The sequence below is a fragment of the Serratia sp. TSA_105.2 genome, assembly GCF_052692115.1.
Genome location: NZ_JBQZFT010000001.1, coordinates 150,112 through 176,482, shown reverse-complemented (window position 1 = coordinate 176,482; position 26,371 = coordinate 150,112). Strand labels below are relative to the sequence as shown.

33 protein-coding genes are annotated in these 26,371 nt (G+C 59.8%); 13 read left to right on the top strand and 20 right to left on the bottom strand.

The window, feature by feature from the left end; translation table 11 throughout:
- Positions 1–49 precede the first annotated feature (49 nt).
- From ibaG to mlaF, 6 genes are all read right to left on the bottom strand, one after another.
- Positions 50–304 (bottom strand): BolA family iron metabolism protein IbaG, encoded by a 255-nt coding sequence (ibaG, locus tag ACUTSC_RS00755; RefSeq protein ID WP_025304370.1) that lies wholly within the window; start codon positions 302–304, stop codon positions 50–52.
- Between the two features lie 140 nt (positions 305–444).
- Positions 445–747, bottom strand: a complete 303-nt coding sequence (gene mlaB, locus ACUTSC_RS00750; protein WP_033639304.1) for a lipid asymmetry maintenance protein MlaB — start codon at positions 745–747, stop codon at positions 445–447.
- Complete coding sequence (mlaC, locus tag ACUTSC_RS00745; protein WP_063988602.1) at positions 747–1,376, bottom strand: phospholipid-binding protein MlaC; 630 nt, start codon at positions 1,374–1,376, stop codon at positions 747–749. Before mlaC ends, mlaB begins: the two co-directional genes overlap by 1 nt.
- A 14-nt stretch (positions 1,377–1,390) precedes the next feature.
- Positions 1,391–1,939: an outer membrane lipid asymmetry maintenance protein MlaD gene (gene mlaD / locus ACUTSC_RS00740; RefSeq protein WP_063988601.1), complete on the bottom strand. Its 549-nt coding sequence runs from the start codon at positions 1,937–1,939 to the stop codon at positions 1,391–1,393.
- Between the two features lie 4 nt (positions 1,940–1,943).
- Complete coding sequence (gene mlaE, locus ACUTSC_RS00735; protein WP_004937059.1) at positions 1,944–2,726, bottom strand: lipid asymmetry maintenance ABC transporter permease subunit MlaE; 783 nt, start codon at positions 2,724–2,726, stop codon at positions 1,944–1,946.
- A 4-nt stretch (positions 2,727–2,730) separates the two neighbouring features.
- Positions 2,731–3,546 (bottom strand): phospholipid ABC transporter ATP-binding protein MlaF, encoded by an 816-nt coding sequence (gene mlaF, locus ACUTSC_RS00730; protein ID WP_028127533.1) that lies wholly within the window; start codon positions 3,544–3,546, stop codon positions 2,731–2,733.
- A gap of 303 nt (positions 3,547–3,849) precedes the next feature.
- On the opposite strand from mlaF, the gene ACUTSC_RS00725 reads away from it, so the two are divergent.
- From ACUTSC_RS00725 to npr, 11 genes are all read left to right on the top strand, one after another.
- Positions 3,850–4,827, top strand: coding sequence for a calcium/sodium antiporter (locus tag ACUTSC_RS00725; protein WP_004937053.1), 978 nt, complete (start codon positions 3,850–3,852; stop codon positions 4,825–4,827).
- Positions 4,828–4,843: 16 nt separating this feature from the next.
- A complete protein-coding gene (kdsD, locus tag ACUTSC_RS00720; protein ID WP_197767538.1) occupies positions 4,844–5,830 on the top strand; it encodes an arabinose-5-phosphate isomerase KdsD in 987 nt (328 codons plus the stop codon).
- Between the two features lie 17 nt (positions 5,831–5,847).
- On the top strand, positions 5,848–6,402 hold the full coding sequence (kdsC, locus tag ACUTSC_RS00715; protein ID WP_021505108.1) for a 3-deoxy-manno-octulosonate-8-phosphatase KdsC: 555 nt from the start codon (positions 5,848–5,850) through the stop codon (positions 6,400–6,402).
- Entirely contained in the window at positions 6,399–6,977 is a 579-nt protein-coding gene (gene lptC, locus ACUTSC_RS00710) for an LPS export ABC transporter periplasmic protein LptC (protein ID WP_197767539.1), read from the top strand. Before kdsC ends, lptC begins: the two co-directional genes overlap by 4 nt.
- Positions 6,946–7,485 (top strand): lipopolysaccharide ABC transporter substrate-binding protein LptA, encoded by a 540-nt coding sequence (gene lptA / locus ACUTSC_RS00705; RefSeq protein WP_025304377.1) that lies wholly within the window; start codon positions 6,946–6,948, stop codon positions 7,483–7,485. The genes lptC and lptA overlap by 32 nt, the downstream gene beginning before the upstream one ends.
- Positions 7,486–7,491: 6 nt before the next feature.
- Positions 7,492–8,217, top strand: a complete 726-nt coding sequence (lptB, locus tag ACUTSC_RS00700; protein WP_004937040.1) for an LPS export ABC transporter ATP-binding protein — start codon at positions 7,492–7,494, stop codon at positions 8,215–8,217.
- 52 nt (positions 8,218–8,269) lie between these two features.
- Positions 8,270–9,703: an RNA polymerase factor sigma-54 gene (gene rpoN / locus ACUTSC_RS00695; protein WP_445653029.1), complete on the top strand. Its 1,434-nt coding sequence runs from the start codon at positions 8,270–8,272 to the stop codon at positions 9,701–9,703.
- A gap of 23 nt (positions 9,704–9,726) precedes the next feature.
- On the top strand, positions 9,727–10,014 hold the full coding sequence (gene hpf, locus ACUTSC_RS00690; RefSeq protein WP_004937038.1) for a ribosome hibernation promoting factor: 288 nt from the start codon (positions 9,727–9,729) through the stop codon (positions 10,012–10,014).
- A 154-nt stretch (positions 10,015–10,168) separates the two neighbouring features.
- Positions 10,169–10,630 (top strand): PTS IIA-like nitrogen regulatory protein PtsN, encoded by a 462-nt coding sequence (ptsN, locus tag ACUTSC_RS00685; protein ID WP_016930212.1) that lies wholly within the window; start codon positions 10,169–10,171, stop codon positions 10,628–10,630.
- Positions 10,631–10,759: 129 nt separating this feature from the next.
- Complete coding sequence (gene rapZ / locus ACUTSC_RS00680; RefSeq protein WP_015379177.1) at positions 10,760–11,614, top strand: RNase adapter RapZ; 855 nt, start codon at positions 10,760–10,762, stop codon at positions 11,612–11,614.
- Positions 11,611–11,883, top strand: a complete 273-nt coding sequence (npr, locus tag ACUTSC_RS00675; RefSeq protein ID WP_004937034.1) for a PTS phosphocarrier protein NPr — start codon at positions 11,611–11,613, stop codon at positions 11,881–11,883. Before rapZ ends, npr begins: the two co-directional genes overlap by 4 nt.
- A 47-nt stretch (positions 11,884–11,930) precedes the next feature.
- On the opposite strand, the gene ACUTSC_RS00670 is transcribed toward npr, so the two are convergent.
- From ACUTSC_RS00670 to ACUTSC_RS00625, 10 genes are all read right to left on the bottom strand, one after another.
- Positions 11,931–13,847 (bottom strand): BglG family transcription antiterminator, encoded by a 1,917-nt coding sequence (locus ACUTSC_RS00670; RefSeq protein WP_445653028.1) that lies wholly within the window; start codon positions 13,845–13,847, stop codon positions 11,931–11,933.
- A 51-nt stretch (positions 13,848–13,898) separates the two neighbouring features.
- Entirely contained in the window at positions 13,899–15,113 is a 1,215-nt protein-coding gene (locus ACUTSC_RS00665) for a lactonase family protein (RefSeq protein WP_084827496.1), read from the bottom strand.
- A gap of 234 nt (positions 15,114–15,347) precedes the next feature.
- Positions 15,348–16,088: a 2-dehydro-3-deoxy-phosphogluconate aldolase gene (gene dagF, locus ACUTSC_RS00660; protein ID WP_033648993.1), complete on the bottom strand. Its 741-nt coding sequence runs from the start codon at positions 16,086–16,088 to the stop codon at positions 15,348–15,350.
- Entirely contained in the window at positions 16,085–17,203 is a 1,119-nt protein-coding gene (locus ACUTSC_RS00655) for a DgaE family pyridoxal phosphate-dependent ammonia lyase (RefSeq protein ID WP_048234895.1), read from the bottom strand. Before ACUTSC_RS00655 ends, dagF begins: the two co-directional genes overlap by 4 nt.
- Positions 17,187–18,326, bottom strand: a complete 1,140-nt coding sequence (locus ACUTSC_RS00650; protein ID WP_197767541.1) for an amidohydrolase/deacetylase family metallohydrolase — start codon at positions 18,324–18,326, stop codon at positions 17,187–17,189. Before ACUTSC_RS00650 ends, ACUTSC_RS00655 begins: the two co-directional genes overlap by 17 nt.
- 63 nt (positions 18,327–18,389) lie before the next feature.
- A complete protein-coding gene (locus ACUTSC_RS00645) occupies positions 18,390–19,040 on the bottom strand; it encodes a DUF4310 family protein (RefSeq protein WP_048234891.1) in 651 nt (216 codons plus the stop codon).
- Positions 19,041–19,051: 11 nt separating this feature from the next.
- Positions 19,052–19,828, bottom strand: a complete 777-nt coding sequence (locus ACUTSC_RS00640; protein WP_004937006.1) for a DUF4311 domain-containing protein — start codon at positions 19,826–19,828, stop codon at positions 19,052–19,054.
- Between the two features lie 30 nt (positions 19,829–19,858).
- Positions 19,859–20,155 (bottom strand): DUF4312 family protein, encoded by a 297-nt coding sequence (locus ACUTSC_RS00635; RefSeq protein ID WP_047729783.1) that lies wholly within the window; start codon positions 20,153–20,155, stop codon positions 19,859–19,861.
- Positions 20,155–20,520, bottom strand: a complete 366-nt coding sequence (locus ACUTSC_RS00630) for a glycine-rich SFCGS family protein (RefSeq protein WP_197767542.1) — start codon at positions 20,518–20,520, stop codon at positions 20,155–20,157. The genes ACUTSC_RS00635 and ACUTSC_RS00630 overlap by 1 nt, the downstream gene beginning before the upstream one ends.
- 36 nt (positions 20,521–20,556) lie before the next feature.
- Positions 20,557–20,883 (bottom strand): glycine dehydrogenase, encoded by a 327-nt coding sequence (locus ACUTSC_RS00625; RefSeq protein WP_443002446.1) that lies wholly within the window; start codon positions 20,881–20,883, stop codon positions 20,557–20,559.
- 444 nt (positions 20,884–21,327) lie between these two features.
- On the opposite strand from ACUTSC_RS00625, the gene rnk reads away from it, so the two are divergent.
- Complete coding sequence (rnk, locus tag ACUTSC_RS00620; RefSeq protein WP_004936993.1) at positions 21,328–21,738, top strand: nucleoside diphosphate kinase regulator; 411 nt, start codon at positions 21,328–21,330, stop codon at positions 21,736–21,738.
- Positions 21,739–21,775: 37 nt separating this feature from the next.
- Here the strand turns inward: rnk and ACUTSC_RS00615 are convergent, their stop codons facing one another.
- Genes ACUTSC_RS00615 through ACUTSC_RS00605 form a run of 3 tightly spaced genes read right to left on the bottom strand, consistent with a single transcriptional unit; the run spans position 21,776 to position 24,889 of the window.
- Positions 21,776–22,564, bottom strand: a complete 789-nt coding sequence (locus tag ACUTSC_RS00615; protein ID WP_197767544.1) for a TSUP family transporter — start codon at positions 22,562–22,564, stop codon at positions 21,776–21,778.
- Positions 22,557–23,438: a formyltransferase family protein gene (locus ACUTSC_RS00610; protein ID WP_197767545.1), complete on the bottom strand. Its 882-nt coding sequence runs from the start codon at positions 23,436–23,438 to the stop codon at positions 22,557–22,559. Before ACUTSC_RS00610 ends, ACUTSC_RS00615 begins: the two co-directional genes overlap by 8 nt.
- On the bottom strand, positions 23,435–24,889 hold the full coding sequence (locus ACUTSC_RS00605; protein ID WP_197767546.1) for an FAD/NAD(P)-binding protein: 1,455 nt from the start codon (positions 24,887–24,889) through the stop codon (positions 23,435–23,437). The genes ACUTSC_RS00610 and ACUTSC_RS00605 overlap by 4 nt, the downstream gene beginning before the upstream one ends.
- A 283-nt stretch (positions 24,890–25,172) precedes the next feature.
- Here ACUTSC_RS00605 and ACUTSC_RS00600 point away from each other — a divergent pair, with 283 nt between their 5' ends.
- A complete protein-coding gene (locus ACUTSC_RS00600; RefSeq protein WP_063988588.1) occupies positions 25,173–25,955 on the top strand; it encodes an AraC family transcriptional regulator in 783 nt (260 codons plus the stop codon).
- Between the two features lie 4 nt (positions 25,956–25,959).
- Here ACUTSC_RS00600 and cybC read toward each other — a convergent pair whose 3' ends face one another.
- On the bottom strand, positions 25,960–26,346 hold the full coding sequence (cybC, locus tag ACUTSC_RS00595; RefSeq protein WP_060424637.1) for a cytochrome b562: 387 nt from the start codon (positions 26,344–26,346) through the stop codon (positions 25,960–25,962).
- Positions 26,347–26,371: the final 25 nt, after the last annotated feature.

Genomic DNA, 26,371 nt, shown 5'->3' with positions numbered 1-26,371 from the left:
ACTCTCTGTTATCTAATCTGAAGCTGCCCGCCCGGCAGGGCAAACAGCCTTAAAATCCGTTGAGTTTGCGGTCTCGCTGCCACTCTTCAGGGGTGTACGCCTTGATAGACAAGGCATGAATGCGGTTGTCCGCAATGTATTCCATCAGCGGTGCGTAAACCGTCTGCTGTTTTTTGACGCGGCTCATACCGGCGAACAGTTCACCGACCACAATCGCTTGAAAATGACTGCCGTCGCCCGTCACATGTGCTTCATCCAGTGCCAATGCCTGCATCAGCACGTCTTTAATCTCGTTGGTTTCCATAGTATCCAGTTCTGCCGCTAAAGGATCATAAACAGCCTAGTATCTTAGTGGAATACGATGTTTTCTTAAACTAAAGAAAAAGCCCCTGCATAACAGGGGCTTTGTATCGTTTTACCACGCAAGGGCGGCGTGAAACGCCGCTAACCGGCGGTATCGACAGGCATTATCGCCTGCAGGTTGTAGAGCGCGATCAGCGTTTTCAGGCGCTCGGTGGCACCGAAAATTTTCAACGCTACACCGCGTTGGCGCTGCTCTTCCTGCAAATGCAGCAACAGCGCCAGCCCGGCGGAGTCCACGCGCTGCAGTTGCGCCACGTCGATCGCGGTTTTATCCGCCATCAGCGCGTCGCGCTGCCGCCACAGCGGCTGCAGCGTTTCCCGGTCCAGTTCACCGCGCAGGATCAGCGTCTGCTGCTCTGATTCGAAGCTGAGCGCTGCCGACATCAGTTTTTCTTGTCCAGCGTGATAGGCTGCGCGGCGGCGGCCTGCAGCTGCTTGGTCAGGCCGTCGATGCCCTGAGTACGCAGCGTAGACGCCCACTCGTTCTGCTTGGTGGTGATCATGCTGACACCTTCGGCGATCATGTCATACGCCTGCCAGTAGCCGGTTTTGCTGTTCTTGCGCCATTGGAAATCCAGACGCACCGGCGGGCGGCCGCCGTTGTCGATGATGGTGACGCGAATGGCTACGATGTCGGCATTGCCCAGCGGCTGTTCAGGCGCGATCTGATAAGTTTGGCCGTGGTACATCGCCAGCGCCTGGCCGTAAGCCTGCTCCAGGTAAGACTGGAAGGCGGTGAAGTAGGCTTCGCGCTGCGCAGGCGTCGCCTCTTTATAGTAACGCCCCAGCACCAGCGCGCCGGCGTATTTCACCTGCACGAACGGCATCAGTTCCTGGTGGACGATGGAGCGCAGGTAGTTCGGGTCCTGCTTGATCTTCGGCTGTTCGTTTTTCAAACGGCTGAAGGTCTTCTGCGCCGCGTCTTGCATCATGCTGTAAGGATTGGTTTGGTCGGCTGCGCTCGCCAGCGGTGCAACCACCAGCAGAGCCACCATCAGTAAACGTTTAAACATGCAGGTATCCTCTCTTAATGATTTGGAACAGCGGGTTGCGGTGTGGCGCCGGCAGCCGGCTCAGCGGCCGCGTCTCCCGGTTTGGCGCTGTCCTGACCGCCGCTTTTATACAGGAACTGGCCGATCAGGTCTTCCAGAACCATAGCTGATTTGGTGTCCTGAATGGTGCCGCCGTCTTTCAGGATGGTGGTGCCCATATCAGGATCTTCGAAGCCCACGTTAAGCGCCAGATATTGCTCGCCCAGCAGGCCGGAGGTGCGGATCGCCAGCGAGCTGGTATCCGGGATTTGGTCGTACTTTTTCTGGATATCCAGCGCCACGCGCGGCGTGTAGGTTTTCGAATCGAGTTCGATGTCCGCCACGCGGCCGATCACCACGCCGCCAATCTTCACCGGCGAACGCGGTTTCAGGCCACCGATGTTGTCGAACGTCGCGTAAATGCGGTAGGTCGGCTCGCTGCCGATCGATTTAAGGTTCGCCACCTGCAGGCAGATAAACACGATGGCGCACAGCGCGATCAGCATAAATGCCCCAACCCAGATTTCACTCTTCTTCGTTTGCATCGAATCAATTCCCAAACATCAGTGCTGTCAGCACGAAATCCAATCCCAACACCGCCAGTGACGAATGCACCACGGTACGCGTCGTCGCCCGGCTAATCCCTTCAGAGGTAGGCACCGCGTCGTACCCGTTGAAAATGGCAATCCAGGTTACGGTAATGGCGAATACCACGCTTTTGATCAGGCAGTTGAGCAGATCTTTTTTCCACTCTACGGCGCCCTGCATCGCCGACCAGAAGAAGCCGCTGTCGATGCCCTTCCAGTCCACGCCGACCACCGAGCCGCCCCAAATGCCGATCGCCACGAAAATGATGGTCAACAGCGGCATGCTGATCAACCCCGCCCAGAAGCGCGGCGCCACGATGCGCCGCAGCGGATCGACCGCCATCATTTCCAGGCTGGAGATCTGTTCCGTCGCCTTCATCAGGCCGATTTCCGCCGTGAGCGCGGAACCGGCGCGGCCGGCGAACAGCAGCGCCGTCACCACCGGCCCCAGTTCGCGCAGCAGCGACAGCGCCACCATCATGCCAAGGCTGGCCTCGGCACTGTAGGTGGTGAGCACGATATAGCCCTGCAGGCCCAGCACCATGCCGATGAACAGCCCGGAGACCATGATGATCAGCAGCGACTGTACGCCGACGCTGTAGAGCTGTTTCAACAACAGCGGCCACTGCTTGCCGGGTTCCGGCCGGCCAATCAACGCGTTGAACAGCATCAACCCGGCGCGGCCGAAGCTGGCGCTGGTGTTGATGCCACTGCGCCCCAAGGACGCTAACGCTCTTAATAACATGAGCTTATTTACTCCCTAAGCCTAGCAGTTCGGTCTGATAATCCCCGGCCGGATAGCGGAACGGCACCGGCCCATCCGCTATACCATCCAGGAACTGGCGCACACGCGCATCAGGATTGTTCTGCAATTGCTGCGTGGTGCCTTCGGCGATCACCCGGTGATCGGCCACGATGTAGGCGTAGTCGGCGATGCTCAGCACCTCCGGCACGTCGTGCGACACCACGATGCAGGTAATGCCCAGCGCATGGTTCAGCTCGTCGATCAGCTTGACCAGCACCCCCATGGTGATCGGATCCTGGCCGACGAAGGGTTCGTCGAACATGATCATCTCCGGGTCCAGCGCGATCGCGCGCGCCAACGCCGCCCGGCGCGCCATGCCGCCGGAAAGCTCATTGGGCATCAGCTGGGCCGCGCCGCGCAGCCCCACCGCTTCCAGCTTCATCAGCACCGTGCTGCGCAACAAAGGCTCCGGCAGGTTGCTGTGCTCGCGCAGCGGGTAGGCCACGTTTTCGAATACGGTCAAATCGGTAAACAGCGCGCCCGACTGGAACAGCATGCTCATCTTTTTACGCGCGTCGTATAACTGACGGCGGGACAACGCGGGAATGTTGTCGCCGTCGAACCAAATCTCCCCGCTGTCCGGCGCCAACTGGCCGCCGATCAGGCGCAGCAGCGTGGTTTTGCCGATGCCCGATGGCCCCATGATCGCCGTGACCTTACCGCGAGGCACCGTCAGGTTGATGTCTTCAAATATCCGTCGGTCGCCGCGCGAGAAGCTCATGTCGCGCACTTCGACCAAATTATCTGCCTTTTGGAGCATGTTAATGGACCCTTTACGACTCATCTTTTGCTGAATCTACCCGTGATGTTAAAGCAATGGGCGCAATCCGTCTCATCTTTACAAAAACTTACTGCCATTTCGCAACCAATGGTGCCATTGGTTTTACTTTTCCGCGCCACCCGGTCAAAATTGGCGCCATAACGAAAAAAAACGAAACTGTTCAACTATTAGCCGGGAAAAACCGTTGCTGCAGCTCAAACGCGCGCAACGGGGGGCAAGCAATACCGCCGCATTGACGGCTTTAACCAACGAACCGGGATAATACCCGACAAAGGACCCTGCATGTTTCTCGCGATAGCATTATTAATCGTTGGTTTATTTCTACTGGTGTATGGTGCAGACCGCTTAGTTTATGGTGCTGCCGTGATTTCCCGCTCGCTCGGCGTACCGCCGTTGATCATCGGCATGACCATCGTCGGCATCGGCACTTCGCTGCCGGAGCTGATCGTATCCACCACCGCCGCGCTGAACGGGCAGATAGATATGGCCGTTGGCAACGTATTAGGGTCCAACATCACCAACATCTTATTGATCCTGGGGGTGGCGGCGCTGATTCACCCGCTGGCCGCGCGCTCCGAGATACTGCGGCGCGAACTGCCGCTGATGTTAGCGGTCACAGTATTGTGCGGTTTCGTGTTGATGGACGGCACCCTGAGCAGGCTGGACGGCGTGCTGCTGCTGGCCGCCGCCGCCGGCTTCATCCTGCTAATGCTGAAAATCGCCCGGCTGGCGCAGCGCGAGGGCAGCGACAGCCTGACCATGGAGCAGATAGCCGAGCTGCCGCAGGACAGCAGCAACACCGTGGCGGTGCTGTGGCTGGTGTTGGCGTTTATCATTCTGCCGCTCTCTTCCAGGATGGTGGTCGATAACGCGACGGTGATTGCGCACTATTTCGGCCTGAGCGAACTGGTGGTCGGGTTGACCATTATCGCCATCGGCACCAGCCTGCCCGAACTGGCCACCTCCATCGCCGGGGCGCTGAAGGGCGAGGATGATATGGCGATTGGTAATATCATCGGCTCCAATATTTTCAACACGGTGATCGTGCTGGGCGTCCCCGCCCTGCTGTCGCCGGGTAGCGTGGACACCGCCGCCTTCCAGCGCGATTACTGGGTGATGCTGGCGGCCAGCGTGCTGCTGAGCGTGCTGTGCATCGGCCGCAAACACCGCATCGGCCACCTGGCGGGCGCGCTGTTATTATGCGGCTTTATTGCGTATCTTGCGGTGCTGTTCTTTAACCCTTTCAGTACTTTCGGCTAAACCGACGGGAATGAGTATGTCGAACATTGAGTTGCAACCGGGCTTCGATTTTCAGCAGGCCGGCAAAGAAGTGCTTCAGATAGAGCGTGAAGGGCTGGCTCAGCTCGACAGCTACATCAACGCAGACTTCACCCACGCCTGCGAAACCATCGCCGCCTGCGGCGGCAAAGTGGTGGTGATGGGCATGGGCAAATCCGGCCATATCGGCTGCAAGATCGCCGCGACCTTCGCCAGCACCGGCACGCCCTCATTCTTTGTTCACCCGGCGGAAGCCAGCCATGGCGATTTGGGCATGGTCACCCCACAGGACATCGTGCTCGCCATCTCCAACTCCGGCGAGTCCAGCGAAATCCTGGCGCTGATCCCGGTATTGAAACGCCAACAGATCACCCTCATCTGTATGACCAATAATCCGGAAAGCTCGATGGGCAAGGCCTCGGATATCCACCTGTGCATCAAGGTGCCGCAGGAAGCCTGCCCGCTGGGGCTGGCGCCGACCACCAGCACCACCGCCACGCTAGTGATGGGCGATGCGCTGGCCGTCGCGCTGCTGAAAGCGCGCGGTTTCACGCCGGAAGATTTCGCGCTGTCGCATCCGGGCGGCGCACTCGGCCGCAAACTGCTGCTGCGGGTTAGCGATATTATGCACAGCGGCGACGAAATGCCCCACGTCAGCGCCGAGGCTTCATTGCGCGACGCGCTGCTGGAAATCACCCGCAAAAATCTGGGTCTGACGGTGGTCTGCGACGATCTGATGAAAATCGCCGGCATCTTCACCGACGGCGACCTGCGCCGGGTATTCGACATGGGCATCAACCTGCACGAGGCGAAGATCGCCGACGTCATGACGCCGGGCGGCGTGCGGGTGCGCCCCAACATCCTGGCGGTCGATGCATTGAACCTGATGCAACAACGCCACATCACCGCGCTGCTGGTTGCCGATGGCGACCAACTGCTGGGTGTGGTACATATGCATGACATGCTGCGCGCCGGCGTCGTTTAATTAAGGAATAGAACGGAATGGGTATGGTAGAAACCTGCTACGGGCCGGTAGAACAAGAGGTTATGGCGCGTGCCGGGAACATCCGCCTGTTGATTTGCGACGTTGACGGCGTGCTGTCGGACGGCCTGATCTTCATGGGCAACAACGGTGAAGAACTGAAGGCGTTCAACGTGCGCGACGGCTACGGCATCCGCTGCTTGAAAACCTCGGACATCGAGGTGGCGATCATCACCGGTCGCTCCGCCAAGCTGCTGGAAGACCGCGCGCAGACGCTCGGTATCACCCATCTTTATCAGGGGCAGTCCGATAAGCTTTTGGCCTTCCGCGAACTGTTGGATAAACTGTCGTTAACGGCGGATCAGGTCGCCTATATCGGCGATGACCTGATCGACTGGCCGGTGATGGCGCAGGTCGGCCTGGCGGTCGCGGTGGCGGACGCACATCCGCTGTTGACGCCGCGTGCCCACTACGTCACCCGCATTGCCGGCGGCCGCGGTGCAGTGCGCGAACTGTGCGACATCATTCTTTTGGCTCAAAATAAGCTGGAGGACGCCAAAGGGCTGTCGATATGAGTAAAACCAAACTGTGGATCACCATCCTGTTGACGGTGATCGTTCTGGCGCTGATCGGCTGGAACATGACGGACTTCAGCGACGACACGGCCCCTGGCCCGGTCAACGATAAGGATCCGACCTACCAGAGCCAGCACACGGTCACCGTGGTGTACAACCCGGCCGGCAAGCTGAATTACAAACTGGTGGCGGAAGACGCGAAGTATTACACCGCCGGCGAGCTGAGCTGGTTCACCCAGCCGGTAATGACGCTGTTCGATGAGAATGCGGTGGCCACCTGGTCAGTTCGCGCCGATCGCGCCAAACTGACTAAAGACCGGATGCTGTATCTGTATGGTCACGTCGAGGTAAACAGCCTGACCACCACCTCGCAGCTGGAAAAAATTAAGACGGACAACGCTCAGGTAAACCTGGTCACCCAGGACGTCACCTCCGATGACGAAGTCACGCTTTTCGGGACCAATTTTACCTCTAACGGCATGAAAATGCGTGGGAACCTGCGGACCAAAACCGCTGAGCTGATTGATAAGGTTAAGACCAACTATGAAATTCAGAACCAAAAACCAACTCCGTAACCTGTTGCTCGGCAGCTTAGTTCTGGCCGCCAGCGCCCCCGCTCTGGCGCTGAAATCCGACTCCAGCCAGCCGGTGAGCATCGACTCGCTCAAACAGTCGTTGGACATGCAAAGCAACGTCAGCACCTTCACCGACAACGTGGTGATCAAGCAAGGCACCATCGATATTCGCGCCGACAAGGTGGTCGTCACCCGCCCGGGCGGAGATCAGAATAAGACCTATATTGAAGCGTTCGGCAACCCGGTAACCTTCTACCAGATGCAGGACAGCGGCAAGCCGGTCAAAGGCCACGCGCAGAAAGTGCGTTACGACGTGGCGACCCAGCTGGTGACCCTGACGGGCAACGCCTATCTGGAGCAGCTCGACAGCAACGTGAAAGGCGATCGCATCACCTATCTGGTGCAACAGCAGCAAATGCAGGCGTTTAGCGACAAAGGCAAACGCGTGACAACGGTTCTGGTACCGTCGCAGTTGCAAGACAAAAACGGGCAAAAAAAGAGTAACTAATCACTTATGGCAACACTCATCGCAGAAAACCTGGCGAAAGCCTACAAGGGCCGTAAAGTTGTCGAAGACGTCAGCCTGAAAGTGAAATCCGGCGAGATCGTCGGCCTGCTCGGGCCGAACGGCGCCGGTAAAACCACCACCTTCTACATGGTGGTCGGCATCGTGCCGCGCGACGCCGGGCGCATCGTGATCGACGAAGAAGACATCAGCCTGCTGCCGCTGCACGCCCGCGCGCGCCGCGGCATCGGCTATCTGCCGCAGGAAGCGTCGATCTTCCGCCGCCTGAGCGTGTACGATAACCTGATGGCGGTGCTGGAGATCCGTCCCGATCTCACCAGCGAACAGCGCGAAGACCGCGCCAAAGAGCTGATGGAAGAGTTCCACATCTCCCATCTGCGCGACAGCCTCGGCCAGGCGCTGTCCGGCGGTGAACGCCGCCGCGTCGAAATCGCCCGCGCGCTGGCGGCCAACCCGAAATTCATTCTGCTGGACGAGCCCTTCGCCGGGGTGGATCCGATTTCCGTTATCGACATCAAAAAAATCATCGAGCACCTGCGTGACAGCGGCCTGGGCGTGCTGATCACCGACCACAACGTGCGCGAGACGCTGGACGTGTGTGAACGCGCCTACATCGTCAGCCAGGGCAAACTGATTGCCCACGGCACGCCGGATGCTATTCTGGCCGACGAGCAGGTAAAACGCGTTTATCTGGGCGAAGAGTTCCGCCTCTAAGCGCCGGCGCGCCCTGCGGGGCGACACCGTTAACGGAAGTAGACAGAAAACTATGAAGCAAGGTTTGCAACTCAGGCTCAGCCAACAGCTGGCCATGACACCTCAGCTCCAGCAGGCGATCCGCCTGCTGCAGTTGTCCACGCTTGAGCTTCAGCAAGAGATCCAGCTGGCGCTGGAGAGCAATCCGCTGCTTGAACAGACCGATCTGCACGACGAAATCGACGCCAAAGAAACCCAGGAAACCGAGGGGCTCGATACCCGCGAGGCGCTGGAACAGAAAGACATGCCGGAAGAGCTGCCGCTGGACGCCACCTGGGATGAGATCTACACCGCCGGCACGCCGTCCGGCACCGGCACCGACTACAGCGACGACGAGCTGCCGGTCTATCAGGGCGAGACTACCCAAACGCTGCAGGATTACCTGATGTGGCAGGTGGATCTGACGCCGTTCTCCGATACCGACGTCGCCATCGCCACCTCCATCGTCGACGCGGTGGACGACACCGGCTATCTCACCGTGCCGCTGGAAGACATTCTGGAAAGCCTGGGCGACGAGAACGTGACCCTCGAAGAAGTCGAGGCGGTGTTGAAGCGCGTGCAGCGTTTCGATCCGATCGGCGTTGCCGCGCGCGATCTGCGCGATTGCCTGCTGGTGCAGCTCTCCCAATACGCCAAAGACACCCCTTATCTGGCCGAAGCGCGGCTGATCATCAGCGACCATTTGGATCTGTTGGCCAACCACGACTTTCGCAGCCTGATGCGATCAACCCGGCTAAAAGAAGATACACTGAAAGAAGCGATGCTGCTGATTCAGTCGCTCGATCCGCGCCCGGGGCAGTCGATCAATACCGGCGAATCGGAATACGTGATCCCGGACGTGCTGGTGCGCAAGACGCAGAACACGTGGACGGTCGAGCTCAACGGCGACAGCGTGCCGCGTTTGAAGATCAATCAGCAGTACGCCGCGCTGGGCAGCAGCGCCCGCAGCGAAGCCGACGGCCAATTTATCCGCAGCAACCTGCAGGAAGCCAAGTGGCTGATTAAAAGCCTGGAAAGCCGCAACGAGACGCTGTTGAAGGTCACCCGCTGCATCGTCAGCCAACAGCAGGCGTTCTTCGAGCAAGGCGAAGAGTTTATGAAACCCATGGTGCTGGCGGATATCGCCCAGGCCGTGGAGATGCATGAATCGACGATCTCGCGCGTCACCACGCAGAAGTTTTTGCACAGCCCGCGCGGCATTTTCGAATTGAAATATTTCTTCTCCAGCCACGTGAATACCGACAGCGGCGGCGAAGCCTCCTCGACGGCGATCCGCGCGTTGGTGAAGAAATTGATTGCGGCGGAAAACCCCGCCAAACCACTCAGCGACAGCAAGCTGGCCACCTTGCTCTCCGATCAGGGGATCATCGTGGCGCGGCGCACCGTCGCCAAGTACCGAGAGTCTTTGTCCATCCCGCCGTCGAACCAGCGTAAACAGTTGGTTTGACCTCTATTGAGAAGGAAGACACTATGCAGCTCAACATTACCGGACACCACATCGAAATCACCGATCCGTTGCGCGAGTTCGTGAACAACAAGTTCGCCAAACTCGAACAGTATTTTGATCGCATCAATCAGGTGTATGTTGTATTAAGTGTGGAAAAAGTGCAGCAAATTGCGGAAGCAACGGTGCACGTGAATGGAGGCGAGTTGCACGCCACCTCGGAAGACGAGAATATGTATGCCGCAATTGATACGCTGATCGACAAATTGGCACGTCAATTGAACAAACATAAAGACAAATTGAAGCAACACTGACACCCTAACCCATTCCATGAGGTGCATCTGTCGCAGCCTCGCCCTTCGGCGCGTGACCCGCATGGGTGACGCGCCGAACGGTAATCAGGGTTAAAACCGACGAAAAACCGCCTTGCCGGGTGCGCCCGGCGGCGCGGTTTTAAGTGAAGATGAGATGAACAACGAATATATGCAATTAAGCTCGGTGTTAAACATCGAGTGCACCAAAAGCTCGGTACACTGCACCAGCAAGAAGCGGGCTTTGGAAATTATCAGCGAACTGGCCGCCAAACAGCTCAATCTGCCTTCGCAGGTGGTGTTTGACGCGGTTCTCACCCGGGAACGCATGGGCAGCACCGGTATCGGCAACGGTATCGCCATTCCCCACGGCAAACTGGAAGAGGACACACTGCGGGCCGTTGGCGTGTTTATCCGTCTCGACCAACCCATCGCTTTCGACGCTATCGACAACCAACCGGTCGACCTGCTGTTCGCGCTGCTGGTGCCTGCCGATCAATGCAAAACCCATTTGCATACCCTGTCGCTGGTCGCCAAACGCCTGGCCGACAAAACCGTATGCCGCCGCCTGCGCGCCGCGCAAAGCGACGAAGAACTTTACCAAATCATCACCGAGTGATGCCCGGCCGGCGTGACTTCCAGCCCGGATAACGATACTGTTTCACGATGATGGATCCGGCTGCGGCCGGAATAACAAAGTTTCCACCGGTGGCGATGAACGCCGCCGCGATGCCAGGGGAGTTGCCACATGGTGCTGATGATTGTCAGCGGCCGTTCCGGTTCCGGAAAATCCGTCGCCTTGCGGGCGCTGGAAGACATGGGTTTTTACTGCGTTGACAACCTGCCGGTGGTGCTGCTGCCACAGCTCGCCAACACGCTGGCGGAACGCAATATCTCCGCGGCGGTCAGCATCGACGTGCGCAACATGCCGGAATCGCCGGAAGTGTTCGAATACGCGATGACTCAGCTGCCGGACAGCTTCTCGCCGCAGCTGCTGTTCCTCGACGCCGATCGCAACACGCTGATCCGCCGTTACAGCGACACCCGCCGCCTGCACCCGCTCTCCAGCAAGAACCTGTCGCTGGAAAGCGCCATCGACGAAGAGAGCGATCTGCTCGAACCGCTGCGCTCGCGGGCTGACCTGATTATCGACACCTCGGAAATGTCGGTGCACGAACTGGCCGAAATGCTGCGCACCCGCCTGCTGGGCAAGCGCGAGCGCGAACTGACCATGGTGTTCGAATCCTTCGGCTTCAAGCACGGCATCCCGATCGACGCCGACTACGTGTTCGACGTGCGCTTCCTGCCGAACCCGCACTGGGATCCGAAGCTGCGGCCGATGACCGGTCTGGACAAGCCGGTCGCGTCGTTCCTCGATCGCCATACCGAAGTGCACAACTTCATCTACCAGACCCGCAGCTACCTGGAGCAATGGCTGCCGATGCTGGAAACCAACAACCGCAGCTACCTGACGGTCGCCATCGGCTGTACCGGCGGTAAACACCGCTCGGTGTACGTGGCGGAACAGCTGGCCGATTACTTCCGCTCGCGCGGCAAGAACGTGCAGTCGCGCCACCGCACGCTGGAAAAGCGCAAACAATGACGGTCAAACAGACGGTTGAAATCAAAAACAAGCTGGGCATGCACGCGCGCCCGGCGATGAAACTGTTCGAGCTGGTGCAAAGCTTCGACGCCGAGGTGATGCTGCGCAACGAAAGCGGTACCGAAGCCGAAGCCAGCAGCGTCATCGCGCTGCTGATGCTGGATTCCGCCCAGGGCCGGCATATCGAAGTCGAAGCGACCGGCCCCGATGAAGTCAACGCGCTGGCGGCGGTGGTCGAGCTGTTCAACTCCGGGTTTGATGAAGATTAGCCGCTGAGGGCGCGCCTTTGCGCCCAATCCCCCATATCCTCTCCCCCTCAACTCCGGCTCAGGCAGTCCAGCGCCACCGCTTTAAAGCTGTCGAAGCTGTCGCTGCCCAACAGGCGGCTCATTGAGCGTTCACGCACGAAGGTGACGAACAGCTCGTAGATCGCCATCGCCTCTTCATAGTCGCTCTTGCTGATCGCCAGCAGGAAAATCACGTGCGCGACCTCGCCTTCTCCCCAGGCGACGCCCTGCGGCGCCAGCAGCGTCACCACCACGGTCTTTTTGGCCAGCAGCCCCAGCGAGTGCGGCAGCGCGATGCCCTCGCCCAGCAGCGTGGAGACGATTGCCTCGCGTTCGACCAGCGACGGATAGAAGTCCGCGCCGACGTACCCTTCCCGCTCCAGCTGGCCGCACACCCGGCTGAACAGCTCCGCCTGCGTCAACGGCTCGTTGAGCACCATGAAATGCTCGGCGTCGAAGAACTTCTCCAGCATGTACGGTCGGGTGCGATCCACCAGCACCAGCTTGCCCAGTTGCTCCAGTTGGTAATCGGTCGGGAACGGCGACATCACCACCACCGGCTTGTTCTTTTCGCCGATGCGGGCGTTGGAAATCACGAAGTCTTCGTCGATATGCACAAGCATTTCGTAATCGCGCAGTGAGACGATGCGCGTCATCACCAGCTGCGGATATTTGCGCGCAATCTGCGCCTGGATCATGCGCACCGTCGAGTTGCCGGTATCGCACACCAGCATCACCTGCGGGTGGCGTTCATAACCGATGTTGTAATGCCGCTCCAGCCCCACGCCGATGTGCAGCACCAGATAGCCGATTTCGTTCTCGCTCAGGGTATAGGGGGTGTATTTACCCCAGCTGGAGACCGCCGCCAGGGTCACGTCGTAAGCCATCGGATAGTGCTGCTTGATGTTGGCCAACAGCGGATTGGGGATATTGATCTGGTATTTCACCCGCGTAATCATGGTCTTGATATGGGTAAGCAGATCGGCCCGCAGCTGCTCGTCGCCCTGCAGGTTGTAGTTATAATGTGCGTTGATGTAGGACAGGATGTAGTCCACCAGCGCTTCTTCATCGTCGGCGTTGATCTCGGTCGGCTGCACGTCCTGCACGCGCCGCGCGGCAATATTCACCCGCAGATAGGCCTCTTCGGCCATCGAGATCTCTTTGCCGGAGGCCGAACGCAGCTCCGCCGCCAGGCGGGTCGACACCTGACGCACCGCGTCGTCGCCGTCCTCCACCTCGAAGTCCGGCAGCGGATAGCCGTCGTTGATGCGCCGCAGCGCCACCGCGCAGTAGAAGATCAGGTACTGCTCGCCCTCGTCGGTCAGGCGAATGGCATATTGCGACAGCAGCGGGTGCAGCAATCCGGCGAACGCCGCTACCTGCGGCTGCAGCAGGATCTCGTTGTTGAGCAGCGGGTTCTCGGCGTCGGCCAGCTGCAGCTGGAACAGCAGATCGGTGAGGCAGGCGCGGATCGCCATCTCGGCGCCGAACAGCTTCATGCCGTAGCGCGGCTTGGTTTCGATCGTCAATTGATAGTGCGCCAGGCGCTCTCTCACCTCAGCCATGTCGTTTTGCAACGTACCGCGGCTGACGAACCACTCGTCGGCCAAATCTTCCAGTTTGAGAGAGAAGGCTGAGGTCAAAAAACGCACCAGCAGATAATGCACTCGCTCCTGCGCGCTGCGCGGAGTGGCGTGCTTGCGGCGCTCCTGATGCTGCAGGGCGCTGAACAACGCGGCGTTATCGACCTGCAGGCGATAGCCAGCCCCGCGGCTATGCACGAAACGCGCGCCATATTTGTCCAGAATCTCGTTCAGCGCGGTGATGTCCGCCCGCACCGTGCGGGTGGACACGGCGAAACGCTTCGCCAGCTCATCCTGCGGCAAAGTCTCGGTTTGCAAAGCATCGAACAAGTAAGCCAAACGCGGGTAAGGAAATCGCACCATTCTGTGTCCGTCAATCAGGCAACCCGCCCGGTGAGCCGGGCGGGCCACGGGTTACTTCGGCGGCGGCAGGAACGCCATTTGCGAGGGGCTGCCGATCGGCAGATAGCCGCCCACAAAGCTGAGTTTGCCGTCCGTCGGGTTTACGCTGAAGCGGGTAACGTTATCGCTGCGCTGATTCAGCGCGTACAGATAGCGGCCATCCGGGCTCAGCGCCAGCGAACGCGGGTAATCGCCACGCGTCCAGGTTTCCGCCACCGGCTTCAACTCACCGCCGGCGCCCACGCTGAACTGGGCAATGCTGTTATGCAGCCGGTTGGCGACGTACAGCGTGTCGCCGTTCTTGCTGAGCGCCAGCCCCGAAGCGAAGCTGGTGCCCTGATAGTCGGCGGGCAGCGCGGAAACCGCATGCAGTTGTTTCAGAGTACCTTTTTGGCGATCAAAACGGTAGCTGGTCAACGTCGAGGCCTCTTCGTTCACCAGCAGCACGGTTTCGCCGTCCGGATGGAACACAAAGTGACGCGGCCCCGCACCGGCGGAAGAGGCGGCGATCCACGGCGGATCGTTCGGCGTCAGCCGGCCGCTCGCGGCGTCAAAGCGCCATTGGTAAATGCGATCCAACCCCAGATCGGTGGAGAACACGAACTTGCCGCTCGGATCGCTGGCGATCATATGGGCATGCGGGCCGTTGTGATCGCTGATGGCGAAGCTGCCGTTCACCGCCGCCGCCGGTTTGGCCGCGCCCGCCGGGCCCTGCTGTTGCTGCACCGAGCTGGCGGCGCCCAGGCTGCCGTCCGCTTCAATCGGGAAAGCCGCCACGCTGCCGCTGACGTAGTTCGCCACCAGCAGATGGCGCCCGTCCGGCGTCGATGAGAGATATACCGGCCCCGCCCCCTGCGAATCCACCTGGTTGAGCTGCGTCAGGCCGCCGTCGGCCGGATTGACCCGGTAAGCGGTGATGCCGCCGTGTTTGCCGCCGTTGAAATCGGCCACTTCGCTGGCGACATACAGCGTCTTGCCATCGGCGCCCAGCGTCAGCTGCGCCGGATTCGGCACTTTGCTGACCAGCGTAGTGTGGCTCAGCGCGCCGCTGGCCGGATCGACCTGCACCCGGTAAACGCCTTCGCCGTTGGGATTGTAAGTGCCGATATAGGCGAAATGAGATGACGTGGAGTTCATTGCATCCTCAGCATGCAGCGCCGGGCCGGTCACGGCCAGCAGCGCCAGGAACAACGCGGTGCGTCGGGTTGGAGCCTGCCAGTTTCGCATAGTAATCCTCAGTATAGGTAACGGCGCGACATGCCGCGCCACGGGAAAACCTTCGCCTCCCAGCGTTATCCCCGTCATACTTGAAGTTGCTTCTGTGTTGGCTGCAAGCACTCCCCCCAGTCACTTACTTAAGTAAGCTCCTGGGGACTCATGCTCTTGCCGCCGGGAAGCAACTCCAATTATTTAGGGCATACCTCATCCCATATTTAGGGCATACCTCATCCCATTGCGCGTTCAGCCCACCAGCTTTTTGGTCATCGCCAGCAGGGTTTTCACATCCTGCGGACGCGTGTCGCCGCTGGCGGCGTCGATGATCGAACTGTAGATATGCGGGATCACACGTTTCACACCGGCCGCCAGCGCGATCTCGACGATCGGCTCGTAGTTCTCCAGATCAATGCCGCCGGTCGGCTCCAGCATAAAGTCATGCTCGGCGCAGGCCTTGGCTACGTACTGGTATTCGTCCTTGCACTTCAGGCCGCCCATCGGGAAATACTTGATCGAGCTGCCGCCCATGTCCTTCAGCAAGGCGATGGCGGTTTCCACCGGCACGATGCCGTCCGGCGCTGCGGCACTCAATGGGCCGGTAGAGATCTTCACCCAGCCGACGCGGCCGGTCGGCGACACCAGGCCGTTGACCACGCTGTCGTTCTGGCCCAGCAGCGCGCGGCTGGCGCCGACACCGGTAAATACCTGGTTAACGTGCTGCGGCTGCACCTGCTGAGCGATCAGGCTGACCATCGCCGACTGTTTCGGATCGCCGGCGCCCAGGCCGACCGAGAGCGCGTTTTCGATCAGGCGCGCATAGCGCAGCATATCGGTCACCGCGCTGTCGACGTCCGGGTAGTTCTTGGAGAGTACGCCCACCAGCACATGGCCTTCCGCCGCGGCGTAGATGTCCTGCGCGTTGGCTTTGGAGCCGGCCAGCACGTTCAGGCAGACACGGTCGCGATAGTAGTTAGGCTGCAGCTTCATGCTTGTTTCTCCGTAAACAGGTTCTTGATACAGCTAAAGACGGTCATCAGCTGTTGCTCGTCGACGCTGCGCACGTCGACCTCAATCTTGCCCTCGTTGGCCTTGTAGCCGCGGAAGTAGATGGCAATATCGCCGGTTTTCAGCGCCTGAACGATGTCATAGGTCGACCGCCCCAGCACCGCCTCGTCGAAGGCGATCTCGGCGCGGGCGATATCGCGGCCGGCGCTGTCCCAGACGGTTTTGGCGCTGACGCCGGTCAGGGTGTTGAGACCGTCAAGGAACGGCGTCATCCGCTCCACCATCTGTTGCCCGGTGGTTTTCTCAAGCGTCAGATAGCTTTCAATCGCCTGCGTCAGGCCGAGGATGCCCTCTTTGCCGACCTTCATCGCCCGGCCGATGCCGCCGGACTGCAGCTTCACCCACTCGACGTACTGTTTCTTGCCGATAACCAGGCCGCTGGTCGGCCCTTCGATGGCTTTGGCGCCGCTGTAGATCACCAGATCGGCCCCCATCTGGTAGTAACACATCAGATCTTCTTCCGCCGCGGCGTCGACGATCAGCGGCAGGTTATGCTTGCGCGCCACCACTGCCGCCTGTTCGACGGACAAAATGCTTTTCTGCACGCAGTGGTGCGATTTGACGTACAGGATCGCCGCCGTCTGCGGCGTGATGCAGGCTTCAATCTGCTCCGGCGAACATTCGTTGGCGTAGCCCGCCTCCACCACCTTGCCGCCGCCCAGCGCCACCATGGTGTCCACCGGCGCGCCGAAGTTGACGTTGTGACCGCGCGGCAACACGATCTCGCGCGGCACGGCGATCGGCGCCGAGTGCAGGTTCACCAGCAGATTAGCGTTATCTTTGACGATCGCTGCCGCCACCGACTGGGCAATGCCCGCCGAGGCGCAGGAAACGATCACCGCGTCCTCCACGTTGAGCAGGTCGGCGATATAGGCGCCGGTCTTGTTGACCAGATCCTTGATTTCGAAATAGTGATTCAGACCGTAGTCAACGGCGTCGATCACGTCCTGGCGCGGCGTGGAAACGCCGAGAATGGTCATGCGGCCGGAGGTGTTGATCACCTGCTTCAAACCGTATTTTTCATAAATCGAAGACATGGGCTGCCTCCCCTTGTTCGGTTAATAGGATTTCCCCAGCCACCACCGCGGCCAGCGGCACCAACAGCTGTTCGCCCTCGGCGGTTTGCCCTTCGGCGTCGGCGAACACCTGCGGTTCGCGGCGCAGTTCAAACAGCGTGAAATCGGCGTCATAGCCCGGCTCCAGCCGCCCTTTGCCGCTGAGCTGCAGCGCCGACGCGGCGTTCTCCGTGACGCAGGCGATCACCTGCGGCAGAGTCAGGCCGACGCTGAAGAATTTGGACATCACCGTCGCCAGGCTGTGCACCGGCCCGTTCATGCGGTTGCGGCAGTAAATATCGGAGCTGATGGTATGCGGCAAAATGCCCAGCTTGATCGCCTGGCGCGCCACCTCGAAGCTGAAGCTGGCGGTGCCGTGCCCCACGTCGAGCAACACGCCGCGCCGCAGCGCGCGCTGGATCGACTCGCGCAGCGTGCCCGCCGGCGTCAGAATGCGGTTCGGTTTGCCGTTGTAGCAGTGGGTGATGATGTCGCCACGGGTCAGCAGATCGGCGATCTCGTCCAGATTCGGTGGGTTGTTGCCGATATGCACCATCAGCGGCAGCTGGCGGTTTTCCCGCTGGATCTCTTTGGCCAACACCAGCGGCCGGGTGCCGTTCTTGCCCACCACGCTGCTGCTCATGCGCGCCTTGATGCCGATGATAAAGCCGGGATGGTTGGCGATGGCCTGACCGGCCTCGCGCTTGTCGATGTCCGTCAACTCCGCCAGCTCGTTCTGCCGCAGCAGGCCGATGCGCGAGATGTTGAGGAAGGCGAACACGTTGGTTTTGGCGCTGCGCGTCAGCTGATAAAAGGCGTCGATATCGTCGGCGCCGGTGCTGCCGGCATCGACCACGCTGGTGACGCCGCTGGCAATGCCGACCCGATCCGGCTCGTCATGGTAAATCGGCGAGTCGGGATAGCAGTGCACATGCGCATCGATCCAACCGGCACTCAGGCGGCAGTTGCCCGCCAGATCCAGTTGGCGAACGGCGCTGACGTCCGCCGCCAACCGCCCCACCGAGGCTATTTTGCCGTCTTTCACCGCCAGATCGATCAGCGTGTCGTCCGCCAGTCTGGCGCCTCTGATTACTAAGTCATACATACCGCATTGCTCCTGTTAGCCCGGGCGCCGCCGCAGCATCGGGCGGCGCCTGGCGCAGGCCTCTTAAGAAATGGCTACCGGGAAGATCGCCCCCAGGATCATCGCGCCGAGGATCGCTCCGCCGGTGATCGGTTTACCCCAGATATAGAACAGCAGCGCGCCGAGCAGCGAACCGATGCCGATCGGGATCGAGGCGGTCATCGCCGACAGGATGATCAACGGCCCGAGGAAGCGGCCCGACGAGTTGCCCGCCCCCATCATCACGTCCGCCCCGTAGGTGGAGTTGCTCTGATTGATGGTGAATTTGCGCGCCAGGATGATTACGTAACCGATCGCCAGGCCGATGACGAGGCCGGTGGCCAGCGAAGCGGCGAAGTTGGCGACCGGGAACACGATGCCGGCCCCCAAAAGCAGCGCCGGTACGCCCAGCCCGACGCCGGTCTGGATCGCGCCGCCGATGTCCAGGATGCCCACCAGCGAGCCTTCGATGATGCGCGCGAACAGGAAGCTGGCGCCGAACGCCGCCACCGCGCCGTACACGCCGGTATCCATCCCCGCTCGCAGCATGGAAACGAAGGCCACTTCGTTAAAGGCGCCGATGCCGTACAGGTAGTACATGTGCGTCCCGGCGAACACGCCGGAGGACAGCAGACCAACAAAAATCGGGAATGACCAGTCGGCGTACCAGAAGCCTTTTTGGGTTTGCTCTTCCATCATCCCGCTCCTTATTTACCGCTCAGGGTATTGTGAATGGCGTCCAGCCAGCCCGGCACGCCGAGGCTGAAGGACTCGAGAACTTTCATGTCGAAGCCGCGGAAGAAGCCGCTCAGCACGAACAGCAGCACGATCACCGCCATCATGATCTTGGTGATCTTGTTCCAGCCGCTCTCTTCCACGCCTTTGCCGATCAGAATGCCCAGCACCAGGCCCGGTACGGCGTTGCCCATGATCAGCTGCGCCAGGCCGCCGAAGATGGTGCCCCAGAAGCCGGAACGGCGCCCGGCGTCGATCGCCGCCAGCCAGAAGATCACCGGCATCACGGTGTTCACCAGCAGGTTGGCCGCCGGTACCAGCACCTTGATCGCGGTGACCTGCAGCGCGGCAGGCACGGCGGAAGCGGTGGTATTGAGGAACGCCACCACCAGCATGCCGATGATGCCGCAGGCAATAGCCATTTTTTTCGGATCGTGCAGCGTTTGCGCCAGATTGCGGTTCTTGACCATCAGGGCCGCCGCGCCCCAGTGCGGGATGATGCGGTGGTCGACGTCCTGCGTGAAGGAACCCGCCGCCACGGAAGACGCCCAGGCGTTGAAGAAGAAGCCCAGACCGAATGAGAAGTGGGAAGCCGGATCGCCCTCGCAGGAATTCAGCTCGCCCAGGGTGCGAAATGCCCCCATGCCCTGTGTTGTCGGTGCGTGGAACATGCGTGCGGCGCCGGCCCCTACGCCGACCCCCACCAGCCCACCGATAATAATCGATTTAAATAAGATGATTAAAAACATCAGTATACCCTTTCATTTATGCTAACGTTTTTATTTCGTGACGAAGACAACCTTCTCGGTATTGATAATGGTTACGTTCACGGTTATTTCCAGAGAAACGGCATAGCGCTTTCTTTCACGCGGCAAAAAGAAGAAAAGAAATTTCTCTTTAGTTATTTTCTCTTCCGCTTTCACCACGCTGACGTCCTGCGGCTCGATACGCAGCAGAATATTGTTGGTGGACTTTAATACCGCGCCCTGCACATTAGCCAAGGCGGAAGCAAAAGCTTTCGCTTTGCTGTCGCCTTTACCCTCCACCTTTACCGATGTGGTATATTGCTCTTTCATTATGGATTGCCATGTTTTTTAACGTAGGCTTCCACCAATTTCTGGCCCAGCTCTTCTTTATCCATAAAGCCGAAGCCCAGCACGTTGCAGCCTTCGTTAATTGCCGTTACGCCCTCGTCCACCGAACGCATGCCGTATTTAGCCTTGTAGCCGTGTTTGGTTTGCGCGGTAATCGCGCCGGCGCCGCCGCTGCCGCAAAAAGAGATGCCCAGCTGCGCGTTTTCCGCTTTCATGACGTCACCCAGCTTCATGTCCGCCGCAACGCCGGGGATGACCACCGCTTTTCCGCCTGCATTTTCAACGCCTTGGCCGACTTTCTGCCCTTTACCCAGACGATCGCCGATCACTACGGTAATTTGACCCATGGTATATTCTCCTGATTGAAATCGATGCGTTAACCGCTATGCGTTATTATCTTTCGCCACTTCGAAGTGCACTGACAGCAAATAGGCTTCTTCGATAGGCAATGTGCCAAACTGATTCACCACGCGCTCCGCCATTTGCATGGATTCAGTGGAGATTTCGTCGAACAACGATTTATCCACCTCCGGCAACGGCTCACCGGTTATTGAACGCAGCACCATGGCGCGAATATGCGATTCCAGCATCTGTTGCTGCACCGCATTGGTATAAATATTTTCAGCACTCAGCATCGCAGTAATATCCGCCAACACCCGAGCAGCGATCGCTCCGGCTTCGCTGACATCGGATTGTTCAATTTCTTTTATCGAAGCAGATCCATCATTCACTTTTCAGTACCCCTAGATCCCACATTAATCAGTAAGCCGTAAAGCGCATCACCTGAATAACCCGCTTTCTGTGATGTCTTTACCCTACCCCCGGTAGGATTTTCTGTGTAGACCGGTTTTTTCCAGTTTGAAGTGGAAATCGAATGACGTACGGGGATCCATTTCGCAAAACGGCGCGGCGGTGAAAAAGTCAATGAGATAACAAATAGATAACCGGGCTAACCGTTTTTTTTGCCACGATTGACGATAAAAGCCTTCGTGATCGGGATCTCTTTCTTTTCTCGTCCCAACCGCCTACTATCAATGGGACAAATCGACATTACCCACACCCCCGCTCCTCTGGCGCGGGGGTGTTGCTTTGTGTTGTTTTTCCGAATTTATGGGTGCGCAGACTGGCACCCTTTGATTTGACTGGAGAGTGGAATGACCAAACCCATCATTACTATTAATGAGCTGGATGCGGAACGCCTGGATGCGCTATTGGAACAACCGGCCTTTGCCAACACCGACGTCGCCGCCGCGCTGAACGACGAGTTGGATCGCGCGGAAATCCTGCCGCCGGAGAAAATGCCGGCCAACGTGGTGACCATGAACAGCCGCGTGCGTTTTCGCGATCTGCACACCGATGAAGAACACGTGCGCACGCTGGTTTACCCGGCATCGCTGAAAGACAGCCACGATCAGCTGTCGGTGATGGCGCCGCTGGGCGCAGCGCTGCTCGGCATGCACGTCGGCAAGCAGATCTCCTGGCAATTGCCGAACGGTGAAGAAGCGCGGATTGAAGTGCTGGAATTGCTGTATCAACCGGAAGCGGCGGGCGAATACCACCGTTAAGCGGTTCTCAGGGCGGCATCCGGCCGCCCTTTCTGTCTCAGACGCAGATAGCGATCAGCACGGCGATCAGCAGCAGCACGTAGATTTTGGCATGCAGCGCATCGCTCACCTTAGGCAAACAGCGCCGGGCAAACACGATCCCCGCAATCCCCGCGACCACCAGCAGCCCCAGAATGTTCAGATTGACGTAGCCCAGATACTGCGGTCCGCTCATCTCGCGCCACCCCAACACGATATACATCAGCGCCCCGATCACCGCCACCGGGATCGACAGCGGGTTGGCGGCGCTGACGCAATATTTCATGTCATAGCCATGGCGGCGCAGCAGCGGGACGGTCATCACGCTGCCGCCCACCCCCAGCAGGGTGGCGATGCCGCCGATCAGCGGCCCGCCGCCCCACAGCGTGGCGGGGGACAGTTCGGCGCGCGCCGGTTTGACCAGGAAACCCCGGCGGAACAGACAGTCGGCGATGGTCACTGCCATATAGACCACAAACAGCCCGCGGATCACGCCGTCCGCCAGCAGCGAAGAGGCGAACGCGCCCAGCGCCGCACCGATGCCGATGAAAAAGATCAGCGGCACGATGGTTTCGCGCAGCAGGTTGCCGCTGCGCAAGTTGGTCAGCGTGGCGTAACTCGCGTTGAGGATCATCACCGCCGTCGAGGTCGCCACCGCGATATGCATCGCCTGGCCGGGCTGCTCGCCCGACGCGGAGATCAGGTGATAGACGAAAGGCACCACCACAAAGCCGCCGCCGAAGCCGAACAGAATGGTGGTGATGCCGGTCAGAAAACCGGCCCCCAGAACAATTAACGTTTCAATCATGGCCGTGCGCCCGCACGAAGTCATCGAACCCGGCGCAGAATTGCCCCGCCAGCGGGTGGAAGCGATCGCCGACGAACAGCGCCAGATACTGCTCGCGCACGGCGTCATGGTCCACCAGCTCAATGCCCGCCTGTTCTGCCTGCGCCAGCGTCTGCGCGTCCGGGAAGCCCCAGTAGCGCGAATCGCCCTGCTTTTCCGCCGCTATCGCTTCGCTATGCTCCGCCTGCATCATCTGGCGCGCCAGGAAAGTGCCGCTCTGCACGCCCAACAGCATCATATTTTCCAGGAACGACAGATCGTGACGCAGCTCGGCGGGCAGGCGGGCGAGCACCGGGCCGGCGTCCCAGTGCTCATCCATTTCATGCAGCGTTACCGCGCAGTCTCTGTCACCGTTCATCATCGCGCGGAACAGCGTCATCACCCCGCGATAACGCGGCAAATCCCCCGGATGCAGGTTCCAGAGCAGCTTGCCGCGTCGGCTGAAGGCGCTCACATAGTCGGCGGAGAATTTCTGATAACAGCGCAGGGAGATCACCCCATCCATATGCCCCAGGCTGCTGATAAACGCGGTGTCGTTGATGTCGAGAACGCGATGCGCTTTGACCCCGGCGGCGGCCAGGAACAAGGCCGGCGGCTGATAGACGCCCGCGCAGGCGGCGGCGTTGCGGCCCACGAACGGGAACACGAAATCGTTCAGCACTTCGCGCTCATACAGCCCCAGGCGGCGAACCGCCGGCTCCTGCGTGCGCCCGGCGCTTTTCGCCAGGGGAAAATACACCGTAAAGGCACACTCGCCTTTCAGGGCGGCGATCAGATCCTGGCACACCAACCAGGAGAAAATGTCGTTGCCGACAAAGAGCGCTACGTTTTTCATACTTCAGCCTTCTTTGCGTTGAAAATAGGGTTGTTGAACACGATCTTGCTGATATCCCGCGTGATGGACTCCATCGCCGAGGTGTAAAACAGGTCGCCCTTGGCGGGCGCGCCGAGCGAGTAGAGGTGCTGCTCGCGGCCGCGCCGGTCGGCGATTTTCAGCGTGTGCGGGTTGCACTTCACGCCGCCGAACAGGTTCTCTTGCACCAGCCCGTCTTGCAGCAGCTGATGGCTCAGGCGGTTGGGCGGCAGTTGATAGGAAGGCGTGGTGCAGTTGAACAGATACTGCGCGTGCACTTGCGTCTCATGGCAACGGAGGGTAAACCCGTCCGTTCCCTTGCTGATATCCGCCAGGCCGCCGCAGGCGCGCAGGCGTTGGCTCTCCAGCGCCGCCACGATCTTGTTGGCGTTCTTGATCGGCATGGCGTGCCGATTACGCATCCAGGAGGAGTTGTAAAAGCGCATGAAAACCTGCCGGTTGTTGGCATCCATCTTGACCCAGGCAGCGCACACCGCCGGGTGGATCGCCGCCAGATAGCTGCAGATATGCTCCCGGGCAAAACGCGCGCGATCGAGGCTGTCCGCCAGATCGCGGTAGCAATCGCGTCTTTCCCCCAGCGCCGAGAACACCGTCAGCCGCTCCGGCCCTGGATAGTGGCGCGCCAGCGCGGCGTTGATCGCATGCACCAGCTGTTGCGCGTCAATAATATCGCTGCCGGCGACAAAGCGCCGCAGCGCCTCAACAAACGCCTCCGGCGGCGGACGCATCAGCGCCGGCTGCACGCTGGGGAACAGGCCCGAGCGCGACAGGGCGCAGATGTCGGTCGCCCCCAGGCGTTCCATCAGCTCAACGATGGCGTCAATCGCCGTCAGGCTGCAGCCGATCACGCCAATGGTCGAGTAAGGGTTGATCGGCGGTAGATCCTGGTGGGCCTGATAAGCGATCACGCCATCCACCGGATAGAGACATTCCGGCGGGTTGTGCCCCGAGCACAGCACCAGCGCATTCATCTGTTCGGCGCCGCCACAGGTGGTGGTCAGCCGGTAGCCGGCTTCTAGCGGCGCGATGGCATTCACTTCGGCGGTCACGAAATTCAGCGCTACGTTACTGTCCGCCGCCATATAAATCGTCATGTCGCGAATAAAATCGAGATATTCCCGATACAGCCAGCGCGGCGGATAACGATCCTGGCAAAACTGCGGGAAATGCATGGCGATCCAATCAACGAAGTGCGTATCGTCGAAAATATCCGCCGACATGTTTTCCGGCGTCATATTTAATATATGACTGTCAAAATCGCTGCTGTATGCCATACCGCCCTTGAAGCCCTGTTTGTCGAACACCGTCAGGGAAAGCGGCCTTTTGCAATGATTAACCGACTTATTTTTTATAAAGTTATACGCAAAAGCGATCCCGGCGGCTCCGCCGCCAACCACACCGAACTTATACATGAAATATCACCTTATAGTCATTGAACTGCGCTAAGAACTATTGCTTCAGGTGTTGGAATAAAAAGACGCTTTATTCCTTATTAACTTCTTGTATTGCGAGAACGAAAACCTTCGTCCCATCCTGGTGTGAAAACTTGCACGGGCTTCATGACCGATAAAATAGTGGTGCCCCGAACAAGCATTATTTTTCTGCCCCGATAGTAGGGCGGCGGCCATTGGCTTGCTTTATATGAAAGGCCAACTATCATTGCGTTTCGGCCAATCTGCCCGCCCAAGGGAACACATGCGCAACGTCCGCATTGATGACATCGACCACGTAACGCGCGCGGTGATCGCCATCGGCACCGATTATCCACCGGGCCACCTGCTGCCGATGCACAGCCACCGGCGCGCGCAGTTGCTGTACGGCGCCACCGGCGTCATGCACGTTTTCACCCAGCAAGGCAATTGGGTCGTCCCGCCGCAGCATGCGGTCTGGCTGCCGCCGCAGATGCCGCACGCGGTGAGGATGGTCGGCGTCACCACCCGCAGCCTGTACCTCGAACCCGGCGCGTTGCCCGCCGAACGGCCGCAGGTATGCCAGGTGGTCAGCGTCACGCCGCTGATGCGCCAGCTGTTGATGGCGGCGGTGGATATGCCGCTGGAGTATGAACAAGAAGGGCGCGACGGAGCGCTGGCAACGCTGCTGCTGCATGAGCTGGCCCGGCTGCAACCCTTGCCGTTGCACATCCCGCTGCCCGCCGATCCTCGGCTGGGCGAGCTGTGTCACGCCTTTTTGCAGCACCCCGACGCCCACGACTCCGCGCAGCGGTGGGCGCCTCGTCTGTACATGAGCATTCGCACCTTCAGCCGCTTCTTTCGCGCGCAGACCGGCCTGCCGTTTTCGCAATGGCGCCAGCGCGCCTGCGTGGTGCTGGCGTTGGCGCTGCTGGCCGAAGGGCGCAGCGTAACGCAGGTGGCGATGGAGATGGGATATGACAGCAGCGCGGCGTTTTCAACCATGTTTCGCCGCGTGCTGGGGCAGGCGCCCTCCTCCTATCTGACGGAAGACGGGCGCGACGGTTGACGGATTAGCGGAATTTCTTGTGGTTGGCGTCGCGGGTTTGCTTGAAGCCCTGCGCCAGCTGCTTCGCTTCGGCGACTTTGCCCTGGTTGGCCAGCGCCAACGCCTGATCGATCTGGCCGATCAGGGTATCCAACCCGCTGCGAAAATCTTTCATCTCCGGGCTGTCGGCGGCTTTGTCTTCCAGTTTCGGCGGGGTGCCCTGCTTGGCATCCTGCGCGGCGGCGCGCATGTTTTGCAGGCTCTGTGTGAGGGTAGCGGCCGAATCGGTATTCAGCACCGTTTTGTAGTTTTCCGCCAGGGTGTCCATATCGTCGCCCAGATCGGCGGCGGCCGCCAGCGAACTGGCTGCCAGCAGCGTCAACGCCGCCAGCGCTTTCAGGGTATTCTGCATGTTTGCTCACCTTCCAGTTATTGTT